The organism is Type-D symbiont of Plautia stali, from assembly GCF_001485335.1.
Classification (GTDB): domain Bacteria; phylum Pseudomonadota; class Gammaproteobacteria; order Enterobacterales; family Enterobacteriaceae; genus Pantoea; species Pantoea vagans_C.
Genome location: NZ_BBOC01000003.1, coordinates 92178 through 103516, shown reverse-complemented (window position 1 = coordinate 103516; position 11339 = coordinate 92178). Strand labels below are relative to the sequence as shown.

Annotated in this window: 5 protein-coding genes; 2 read left to right on the top strand and 3 right to left on the bottom strand. The window is 51.8% G+C overall.

Annotation, left to right across the window (positions count from 1 at the left end):
* The 3 genes from PSSD_RS01920 to speA all read right to left on the bottom strand — a co-directional run bounded on the left by PSSD_RS01920 (window position 1) and on the right by speA (window position 7568).
* The gene (locus PSSD_RS01920; protein WP_058969105.1) at window positions 1–3867 is read right to left on the bottom strand and encodes an Ig-like domain-containing protein; all 3867 of its coding nucleotides are present in this window, start codon (window positions 3865–3867) and stop codon (window positions 1–3) included.
* Window positions 3868–4177: 310 nt separating this feature from the next.
* Window positions 4178–4873: an EAL domain-containing protein gene (locus tag PSSD_RS01910; protein WP_058969101.1), complete on the bottom strand. Its 696-nt coding sequence runs from the start codon at window positions 4871–4873 to the stop codon at window positions 4178–4180.
* 715 nt (window positions 4874–5588) lie between these two features.
* Entirely contained in the window at window positions 5589–7568 is a 1980-nt protein-coding gene (gene speA, locus PSSD_RS01905; protein ID WP_072214935.1) for a biosynthetic arginine decarboxylase, read from the bottom strand.
* Between the two features lie 629 nt (window positions 7569–8197).
* Between speA and metK the strand changes: the two genes are divergently transcribed.
* Both metK and PSSD_RS01895 read left to right on the top strand, forming a co-directional pair.
* Entirely contained in the window at window positions 8198–9349 is a 1152-nt protein-coding gene (gene metK / locus PSSD_RS01900) for a methionine adenosyltransferase (protein WP_039337079.1), read from the top strand.
* A gap of 386 nt (window positions 9350–9735) precedes the next feature.
* Complete coding sequence (locus PSSD_RS01895) at window positions 9736–11130, top strand: sugar porter family MFS transporter (RefSeq protein ID WP_058969099.1); 1395 nt, start codon at window positions 9736–9738, stop codon at window positions 11128–11130.
* The last annotated feature ends 209 nt before the right edge of the window (window positions 11131–11339 follow it).

Below are 11339 nucleotides of genomic sequence, written 5' to 3'. Positions count from 1 at the left end.
TTACGTGGTGATCAAGCTGTGGTTACCCTCACCCAACGCCGGAGTACTGAAGCTCCAGTTACCGTTACTGCCTACCGTAGCCGTGCCCAGCAATGTAGTGCCGTCATACACGCTAACGGTTGCCCCAGGCTCGCCTGAGCCACTCAGCAGTGGGCTGCTGTCATTGGTGACGCCACCTGCGGCAATCGGCACTGGCGTGCTGCCCGCATCATTGCTGAGTTGAACGCCCGATGCGGCGTCAGGCACACCGGTGTCAACCGTAATAGTGATAGACGGAGAGTTGGTGGTGTTGCCTGTCACATCAGTAATACTGGCGTAGAAGGTGTGTTGCCCTTCAGTCAGGCCTGTGGTTGGGAAGCTCCACTGCCCATTGCTATCTGCGACAACCGTGCCTAAAGACGTGGTGCCATCAAACAGTGTGATGACCGCCCCGGCCTGAGCGAGCCCACTGAGGATCGGCGAAGTATCATTGGTGCTGGCACCATTTGCCAGTTGAACCAGCGTGTTACCGTTGTCGTCGGTGATTTGTAACGTCGTGGTCGCGGGCGGCAGACCGGCTTCAATATTCAGCACAAAATCAGCGGTCGCTGTGCTGACATTCCCCGCCGCATCGGTCACGGTTACCGTAAAAGTATGTTGACCGTTATTGAGTGCTGGCGTTGTGAATGACCAACTACCATCCTGATTCACTGTGACATTACCCAGCAGTACGCTGCCGTCGTAAATATTAATCAGTGCTCCTGCCTCAGCCGTACCGCTCAGCGTTGGCGTGTTGTCATCGGTGGTATCCCCTGAGACCAACTGATCCTGAACATCGCCGGCATCGTCCGCCACGATCAAATCATTTACCGCATCTGGGGCTGTAGTATCCACTTCGAAAGTGATCGGCGTCGAAGCGGGACCCGTGTTACCTGCGGGGTCAGTGACCGTCGTCGTCAGACTATGAGTGCCGTCATCTAATGTTGGAGAGGTGAAGCTCCAACTGCCATTCGCTCCCACAGTGACAGTGCCCAGCACATTGGTGCCATCCGAGATGGTCACCGTGCTACCCGGCTCTGCTGTACCACTCAGTACCGGCGTGGCCACATTGGTCGTGCCGCCAGATGCAATCGGCTCAACGGTCGTGCCACTGTTGTTACTGAGTTGGAGGTCACCCGCCGCAGCCGGAGTCTGAGTATCAACGGTGAAGGTGAAGGGATTTGAGGCTGGGCCAGTGTTGCCAGCCGGATCGGTCACAGTGGTGGTCAGGCTATGGCTGCCATCGGTAAGGGATGGTGCAGTGAAACTCCAGCTGCCATCCTCTCCTACGGTAGCCGTACCCAGCACAGTTGTGCCATCCAAAATGGTGACCGTGCTGCCCGGTTCTGCTGTGCCGCTCAGCACTGGTGTAGCGTCATTAGTGGCACTACCCGCCACCACGTTTACTGGCGAATTACCCTCGTCATTGGTCAATTGCAGGTCTGTTGCAGCAGCGGGACCCGTTGTATCAATGGTAACGGTGATAGTGATGGAATCAGTAGTGTTGCCCGTTGCGTCCGTCGCGGTAGCGCGAAACGCATAGGTACCGTCTGGAAGCGTAGAGGTGTCAAACTGCCACTGGCCATTGGCATCAGCAGTGGTGCTTCCCAACACAATATCGCCGTTATACAGCGTGATGATGTTATTGGCACCCGCCAGTCCGCTTAAGGTCGGCGTGCTGTCGTGAGTGAAAGCGCCATTCGCTAATTGCACCAGTGTACTGCCGGTGTCATCTGTCACCTCCAGGGAACTGGTCGCTGGCGGTAGATCTGCGTCGACATTCAATTCGAACGCCGCTGTCGGCGCGCTGACATTCCCCGCCGCATCAGTGACGGTCACTGTCAGACTATGCGCCCCATTGCTTAATGCCGCAGTGGTAAAGCTCCAGGCACCATCAGTACCTACGGTCGCGGTGCCTAGCAGGGTTGTACCATCGTAAACACTGATAACCGTGCCCGGCTCTGCCTGTCCCGCCAGTGTTGGCGTGCTGTCATCGGTGGTCGCGCCAGTTACCAGTGGACCGGTGCTATCACCGACGTTATCCGTTATGCTCAGGCCGGTTACAGCCGCAGGCACCGCCGTATCCACGGTGAAGGTAATGGGATCGGAAGTTGCGCTGACATTACCTGCTGGATCGGTCACGGTCGTAGTGAGGCTGTGGTCCCCGTCCGTCAAGGTTGGACTGGTGAATTGCCAGCTTCCGTTACTGCCCACGGTGACAGTACCTAGCACGGTATCCCCATCACGAATGGTCACCACGCTGCCTGGCTCTGCGGTGCCGCTTAGTGTCGGCGTGTTGTCGTTGGTGCTGCCACCCGCCGCAACAGGCACAAGTGTACTGCCATCATCGTTGCTGAGTTGCAGATCGCTTGCCGCATCAGGTGCGACGGTATCAATGTTGATGGTGATAGTCGCGGATTGGGTCGTACCTGAGGCATCCGTGATGCTGGCATAAATGGCGTGAGAACCATCGGCCAGTGCGCCAGGGGTAAACACCCACTGACCATCCGCTCCAGCGACCACGCTACCTAATACGGTATCTCCGTCATACAGGGTAATCACCGCGCCTGCGGTCGCCAGGCCACTGAGAACAGGTGTGCTGTCGTGGGTATAGGCTCCGTTGCTCAGTTGCACCAAAGTGCTGCCAGTATCATCGGTGATTTCCAGCGTGGTGGTCGCGGGAGGCAAATCGGCCGTCACGCTGAAGTTGAATGGATCGGTTGCCGGGCTGACGTTGCCTGCCGCATCGGTCACGGTGACAGTCAGGCTGTGCGCGCCATTACTTAACGCCGGTGTGGTAAAGCTCCAGGTGCCATCGGCACCCACGGTGGCCGTACCCAGCAGCGTGGTGCCGTCATACACGCTGACGTAAGTGCCAGGCTCTGCTGTGCCACTCAACGTTGGCGTATTGTCATCCGTCGTTGAACCGGCAGTTAAGGGATCTTGTGTGCCGCCGACATCATCACTGACGGTTAACCCTGCTGCCGCTACCGGCGCAATGGTATCAACGGTAAAGGTGATCGGATCGCTGGCTGCACTGGTATTACCAGCAGCATCCGTGACGGTAGTGGTGAAACTGTGCTGGCCATCAGCTAACGCCGAAGAGGTGAAGCTCCAGGTGCCATTTGCGCCAACAACGGCTGTACCAATTAATGTACCGCCATCGTAAATATTAACGGTGGCACCTGCTTCAGCAGTACCACTTAAGGTTGGGGTATTGTCGTCAGTGGTGACGCCATTAACAATGGCGCCCTGGATGGTACCCACGTTGTCGGTAAGCACCAGGCTGGTCGCGATGCCGGGAGCGGTAGTATCACCCCCACCGTTATTCCCGCCGCCGTTGTTACCACCACCATTATTTCCGCCACCGTTGTTGCCACCACCGTTATCGCCACCACCGGTGTTGCCATCATTGACCGGTGCATTTCCGCCTCCACCGCCCGAAGAACCAGCAAACATGGCACCCAAGCCCGCCAGCGCCGCACCACCGATACCGAAGGCCGCGATAGTGCCGTCATTGGTGGTGTTTTCGGCTAACAGCCCTTCAGTGGTGTCAATGTTGACGTACTGGAAACCTTCTGTGCCCGGATCCTCAACCCACCACAGCGCGCCTTTATCGTCCTGCAAGACCAGATCGCTGTCGCCATTGGCAGAGTAAAAATTATGAATAACAACCACTTCACCAGACTTTGTGGTGACGACTAAATCATTACCATTGCGTGTGAAAGACTTAATATCAGATTGATTAAGGTGAAGTTTAACCACGCTTGGCGCAGTTAAATTGACTTGGCTGCCATTGACGACTGTGTCAACCGTCCCACCTTTAGGAGTGATAGAGATATTATTCATGTTATTGAAATCCCGCGCAGTTATTAAATTCCATAAAAACGCCCGGCATCCGTGGATACCGGCTTCAATAGCGAATAATCGATGCGATTATTCACCTTTTCTCTGGGGTGACCTCATACAGGCTGATGATGAAGTCACGCTGAGCCGAGTTAAGCCTCCATCCGGAGAGTGGACTGTTTTTATTTCTGAGCAGCACAATAGGGAAAACGTCTTTATTTTCGATTGGGCGAGCACAAATCAGTTGGAATGCGACAAACCCTTTTTTAGACATTTTTGCTTCCCCGATGAAATAGGCTGAACCAGAGCCACTTCAGGATTTTTCAAGCAAATCAGATAAATAGACACTACTCCAGTGATAGCCCTGCATGCCGTAAATCTTCTTGTGTGCCAGCAGGTCAATGTGCGACTGGTTTTCAACTCCCTCGACGATGACGCCATCGCATAATTCGTTTAGGTGGTTGAGCAGCGTGTCAAAGATGTGACCGTCGCCAAATTGCCAAAAAAAATCTTTGTCAATCTTGACGATTTCAAATATTCCGCTATCAAGCATGGTCAGGTTGGAATAACCCGGACCAAAGTCATCAAGCCATAAAGGGGCGGATGTCACCTTCGCGACACCTTTTAATATCAGGAGATCGGCGCTGTTAAATCGCGCGGTGAAAAATGCGGATATCTCTAAACGCATCAGCGTTAGTTGAGCCAGTTTCTCTTGTATTTCAGTATCTTTGAAAATACTGGCGACGATATCTCTATCCACATTGACACTAATGACCTGCTGAAATCCTTTCTGGTATAGCTGAATAAGTTTTCCGATCTGGTGGAGGAATAACTGCCATTTTTCGTCAGCAGGAAGCCGACTGAAGAACCCTGCATCCCTGTTTGGGTTACGTTTATTATTAATATCTGCATCATCTGCAAAACGTGTTAACAACTCCCACGCAATCAACTCGCCGGATATACTGTGAACAGGTTCCAGCAAGAAAATGTATTGTGGTTGAGCGCTCATTTCACCTCCCCCTCCGCAACTGGCTGACACGCCTGAAATGTCAGGTTTTCTCATGAAAGAAGTAAGGGAAACATCGATAAAACTTAACACGTTAACTGAAGCCTAACGTACAACTTACACTTTGAAAAATAGATTTCAGTGAACCAAAGATGAAACTTCAATAGACAAAAGCTATCAATAACTCACGTAAATTTCTTTTAGTTTCACAAAGCGATCAGATAATTCCTAGAAAAATTTAAGTTAAGGTCTTCCTTGACATATCAAAAAATAATGAATTCATTGATTTTAAACAATTTATAAGAAGTCAACGAAGTTGTTTTTTATTTTTACCCTAAAATGCATTTTATTTCATTCAGAATGCATGGTTCCAATAAGCGCCAGAAAATATAGTTACACCAGGGTACTATTAAAATCTTAATGTTTAAATTTTGATTATACATAGCAAAGAAAACATAACAGTTTGACAGGCTAATCCCTCAGAAATCAGTAGTTAAAGCAGGGTTATTGTGCGCCAAAGCGCAGCGGCATTTTTTCTTTATTAAAAAAATGAAGGAGATATATAAACGCATTTGAAAGGCGTGTTTAATCGGGCAGGTTAAGATTTATTGAGGGTGATGCTTGTCACATTTTAAATAAAAGATCAGGGCAATAAGAAAATTAAATGAAGGAAAATAAAACGGGCCCTAAAAAGGGCCCGTTTCGAGAGGATTAAACCTTACTCATCTTCAAGGTAAGTATAGCCATATAACCCACTTTCGAACTCTTCAAGGAACTGCGCACGCAGACCTTCTTCGATGTCCTTTTGCTGCGTCACCTGATCGCGGAACAGGGTCATCAGATCGTTCGGGTTCAGTTGTACATACTGCAGCATATCGGCCACCGTATCGCCTTCATCCGACAGCTGCACTTCTACGCTGCCGTCAGGGAAAGCAAACACATCGACCGCTTCGGTATCACCAAACAGGTTGTGCATGTTGCCGAGGATTTCCTGATATGCCCCCACCATAAAGAAGCCAAGCATCGGTGGGTTATCGATGTCGTACTCTGGCATCGGCATGGTGGTAGCAATACCGTCGCCATCCACGTAGTGATCGATGGTGCCATCCGAGTCACAGGTAATATCGAGCAATACGGCACGACGCTGAGGAATCTTATTCAGTCCTTCCAGCGGCAGTACCGGGAACAGTTGGTCGATACCCCATGCATCCGGCATCGACTGGAACAGCGAGAAGTTGACGTAAATCTTATCCGCCATACGCTCCTGCAGCTCGTCGATGATCGGACGGTGGGCACGGTTGCTGGGGTCAAGATGCTGCTGGATATAGTGGCAGATGCTGAGATAGAGCTGCTCTGCCCAGGCACGCTGACCCAAATCGTAAGTACCGGAAGAGTAACCGGTATGGATATCAAACAAGTCCATCTGGCTGTCGTGCAGCCATTCACGCAGCGAGCGACGCACGTTTGGCTCATGCATCTCCTGCCAGGTATCCCACAGACTTTGAATCGGACGCGGCGAATCCACATCTGGCGCCACAGGCGTGCTGAATTCGTTGCGCTCTACACCAATGATGTTGGAAACCAGTACGGTGTGGTGCGCGGTAACCGCACGGCCCGATTCAGTGATTACCGTAGGATGCTCCAGACCATGCTCTTCACAGGCATCGCCAATTGCCCAAATGACGTTATTGGCGTATTCGTTCAGACCATAGTTGACCGAGCAATCAGACTGCGAGCGTGTGCCTTCGTAATCGACACCTAAACCGCCGCCGACATCGAAACACTTGATGTTGACACCCAGCTTGGCTAATTCGACATAAAAACGCGCCGACTCACGTACGCCGGTGGCGATATCGCGAATGTTCGACATCTGCGAACCAAGATGGAAATGCAGTAACTGCAGGCTGTCGAGGCGGCCCGCTTTGCGCATAATGTCCACCAGCTGCAATACCTGCGAGGCAGCCAGACCAAATTTGGACTTTTCGCCACCGCTTGACTGCCATTTACCGGAACCCTGCGAAGCCAGACGAGCACGGATACCGAGGCGCGGGATTACGTTGAGGCGCTCGGCTTCTTCCAGTACCAGACGCACTTCAGTCATCTTCTCGATCACCAGATAAACCTTGTGACCAAGCTTTTCACCAATCAGCGCCAGACGAATGTATTCACGGTCTTTGTAGCCGTTACACACGATCACCGAACGGGTTTTACCGGCGTGCGCCAGCACGGCCATCAGCTCGGCTTTAGAACCGGCTTCCAGACCCAGCGGCTCACCCGAGTTGACCAGAGATTCGATAACACGTTTATGCTGGTTCACCTTTATCGGGTAAACCAGGAAGTAGTCACCTTTATAGCCGTAAGATTCACGTGCGCGTTTAAAAGCGGCGTTAATCGAACGCAGGCGGTGCTGCAAGATCTGCGGGAAGCAGAACAACGCAGGCAAACGCTGGCCATCGGCTTCGCGCTCTTTTACCAGCTTCGCCAAATCAACGCGCACTTCCGGTTGGTCCGGATCGGGGCACACGCTGATGTGCCCCAGCTCGTTGACGTCATAATAGTTATTACCCCACCAGGCAATATTGTAGGTACGCAGCATTCTGCTCGCTTCCTGATCGTTCATCGCCACCTCCTGCATTGAGCGGAGTACACCCTGTTCGCCAGCTGACGAACCCTTGATATTCTTCATGTCGTCAGACATCACGAACCTCAATTTTCCGTTGAAAAATGAAACAGTTGCCGGGTTTTGCTGTGGTCATTCCGGGTAAACATTTCCCCATCCTACTGAACTCCGGGTATCGGGTAACCCAGTACGTTGCTGACTCTAAGTGTAAAACACTGCGCCGACGTCAGTAAAAAACCGGCCGTAAAGCCAGGAATTTTCAAGACGCATGTCGAGTGAAACACAGCAACGGGAATGTGGGAATAGCTTAGCCGGCGCTCGTGTCGGGATAATGACCACAACACACAAAACATCGACGAGAGAAAAGAACAGAACTGGATTGGGGAAGCAGCGGCGTTTTATACAGCCTGACAGGTAAAAATGCAAAATCTTTGTCTGGAATATGTGGAAGGTGTCAGGAATTTATTCCACTGAGGCGCTTGAGTAAACGTGCGGTATCTGAAAAAGCACTGGAAAAGTGCTCACTGAGTAACCTAGAATAGCCGTCCAGATGGTTTTCCATCTAAACTGGTTAACATCCAGGCGGTGTCGATGACATATATCAACACTCCCTACTGCTCGCGGCTTTGCCTGAAGGGGCGTCGAGTCGGCCTGGTCCACTTACGCTATGCAGTCGAATTCAAACCATTTGTAAGGTAAAGAACAGAATGGCTAAACACCTATTTACATCTGAGTCCGTATCAGAAGGACATCCTGATAAAATTGCAGACCAAATTTCCGATGCAGTGCTGGATGCGATCCTCGAACAGGATCCGAAAGCACGCGTGGCCTGCGAAACTTACGTGAAGACCGGTATGGTGCTGGTTGGCGGTGAAATCACCACCAGCGCATGGGTTGATATCGAAGAGATCACCCGTAATACCGTACGTGAAATCGGTTATGTCCATTCCGATATGGGCTTTGATGCGAACTCTTGCGCAGTACTGAGTGCAATTGGTAAGCAGTCTCCTGACATCAACCAGGGTGTTGACCGTAGCGATCCGCTGGAGCAGGGCGCAGGCGACCAGGGCCTGATGTTTGGTTATGCGACTAACGAAACCGATGTGCTGATGCCAGCACCAGTAACCTACGCACACCGTCTGGTGCAGCGCCAGGCTGAAGTGCGTAAAAATGGCTCACTGCCATGGTTGCGCCCGGATGCGAAAAGCCAGATCACCTTCCAGTACGATGGCGGCAAAATTGTCGGTATTGATGCCGTGGTGCTGTCAACTCAGCACGCTGAAGAGGTGACCACCGCCGATCTGCGTGAAGCGGTAATGGAAGAGATCATCAAGCCGGTTCTGCCTGCTGAGTGGGTCAACGCCAGCACCAAGTACCACATCAACCCAACTGGCCGTTTCGTTATCGGTGGCCCAATGGGTGACTGCGGTCTGACTGGTCGTAAAATCATTGTTGATACCTACGGCGGTATGGCACGTCACGGTGGCGGTGCTTTCTCAGGTAAAGATCCATCGAAAGTTGACCGTTCAGCCGCTTACGCTGCGCGATATGTCGCGAAAAATATCGTTGCTGCAGGCCTGGCCGATCGTTGCGAAATTCAGGTGTCTTACGCCATTGGCGTTGCTGAGCCGACCTCCATCATGGTGGAAACCTTCGGTACTGAGAAAGTCTCTACCGAACAGCTGACCCTGCTGGTGCGCGAGTTCTTTGACCTGCGTCCATACGGTCTGATTCAGATGATGGATCTGCTGAAGCCAATCTACAAAGAGACTGCCGCTTACGGTCACTTTGGTCGTGAACACTTCCCATGGGAGCAGACTGATAAAGCTGCTCAACTGCGCGAAGCGGCTGGCCTGTAATCTGCATATTCCCTCTCCTACGGGAGAGGTTGAAGAGATGCCCGTACATTGTGCGGGCTTTTTTTTTGCGTCCATTTACAACACTATGTTAACGATTACATTTTGAAATTCTTTTATTTTCGGTTATTTAGAGATTTTTCAGCGTAGTCATTCCTATTAAAATGCGTTATTTTCAGCGTCGTCTGATAGCCGATATTTAGAGTGATGTCAGAAACTTATAGGGTGCTATACCTTACTGGTTACGTAACTATTTCAGGCGGAAAATGCTGAATTGCAGGGTTTCAGCGTGTGTAACCGATTACACTGATGTGATCGCTCTCACTTTTTTCTGTCGGCAGGTTTCATAACATTGATAAAAACAATGATAGATAAACTTCGGAGGCATTATGCCTGGTAATACTCATAACAGCAGAACATCGAACAAGATGATGACCTTGTTTGTCTGCTTCTTAGCGGCTCTGGCCGGCCTGCTGTTTGGCCTGGATATCGGCGTTATCGCTGGTGCCCTGCCCTTCATCGCAAAAGATTTCAACGTCACCGCGCACCAGCAAGAGTGGATTGTAAGTTCCATGATGTTTGGTGCCGCCGTGGGTGCTGTGGGTAGCGGCTGGATGTCATCTCATCTGGGTCGTAAAAAGAGCCTGATGGCGGGTGCCATCCTGTTCGTCATCGGTTCGCTGTGGTCAGCCATGGCAACGAATCCTGAGATGCTGATTGCAGCACGTGTGGTTCTCGGCCTGGCCGTGGGCGTCGCGTCTTACACCGCACCGCTGTACTTGTCTGAAATCGCGCCAGAAAAAATTCGTGGCAGCATGATTTCGCTGTACCAATTGATGATCACCATCGGTATTTTGGCGGCCTATCTGTCTGATACCGCCTTCAGCGATGCAGGCGCATGGCGCTGGATGCTGGGCGTAATCACCATCCCGGCGATTCTGCTGCTGGTCGGTGTGTTCTTCCTGCCCAACAGCCCACGCTGGCTGGCGGCGAAAGGCGATTTCCGCAGCGCAGAACGCGTATTAGCGCGTTTGCGTGACACCAGCGAGCAGGCCAAACGTGAGCTGGATGAAATTCGTGAAAGCCTGAAGATCAAACAGTCTGGCTGGCAGCTGTTCCAGAGCAACGGCAACTTCCGCCGTGCGGTGTTCCTCGGCGTATTGCTGCAGGTGATGCAGCAGTTCACCGGTATGAACGTCATCATGTACTACGCGCCAAAAATCTTTGAGATTGCTGGCTTCGCCAACACCACGCAGCAAATGTGGGGCACGGTGATTGTGGGTCTGGTGAACGTGTTAGCCACCTTTATCGCCATCGGTCTGGTGGATCGCTGGGGTCGTAAACCAACGCTGGTGCTGGGCTTTATCGTGATGGCTGCGGGTATGGGCATCCTCGGGACCATGTTGCACATCGGCATCAACTCGGCTGCTGCACAGTACTTCGCGGTTGCGATGCTGCTGATGTTCATCGTTGGTTTTGCGATGTCTGCTGGCCCGCTGATCTGGGTACTGTGTTCTGAAATTCAGCCGCTGAAAGGCCGCGATTTTGGTATCACCGTCTCTACCGCGACTAACTGGATCGCGAACATGATTGTCGGTGCCACCTTCCTGACCATGCTGAACACCCTGGGTAATGCACCGACCTTCTGGGTGTATGCAGGCCTGAACGTGTTCTTTATCCTGCTGACCGTGGCGCTGATTCCAGAAACCAAAGGTGTGTCGCTGGAGCACATTGAGCGTAACCTGATGTCAGGTAAAAAACTGCGTGATATCGGCCAGAAATAAGGCTGATTGAGCTGAGAAAGGGCTGCCGGATGGCGGCCCTTTTTTTTGTGCCAGTGCGCATGAATGCGCACCCTACGAGTACCGCATACCATCATCGCAGGATCGCCATTTTTGGCACACGAAAACCGCTCAACATTATCGTAGGGTCGCCATTTATGGTGACCGAAAAGCGCTGGCGTGGCAGGTATTGCACGCATTTGTAGCGGCGC

What these genes read in the sequence shown, in the direction of transcription:
- metK (WP_039337079.1), top strand. Translation starts at nt 8,198, where the DNA reads ATGGCTAAACACCTATTTACATCTGAGTCCGTATCAGAAGGACATCCT.
- PSSD_RS01895 (WP_058969099.1), top strand. Translation starts at nt 9,736, where the DNA reads ATGCCTGGTAATACTCATAACAGCAGAACATCGAACAAGATGATGACC.
- speA (WP_072214935.1), bottom strand. Translation starts at nt 7,568, where the DNA reads ATGTCTGACGACATGAAGAATATCAAGGGTTCGTCAGCTGGCGAACAG.
- PSSD_RS01910 (WP_058969101.1), bottom strand. Translation starts at nt 4,873, where the DNA reads ATGAGCGCTCAACCACAATACATTTTCTTGCTGGAACCTGTTCACAGT.
- PSSD_RS01920 (WP_058969105.1), bottom strand. Translation starts at nt 3,867, where the DNA reads ATGAATAATATCTCTATCACTCCTAAAGGTGGGACGGTTGACACAGTC.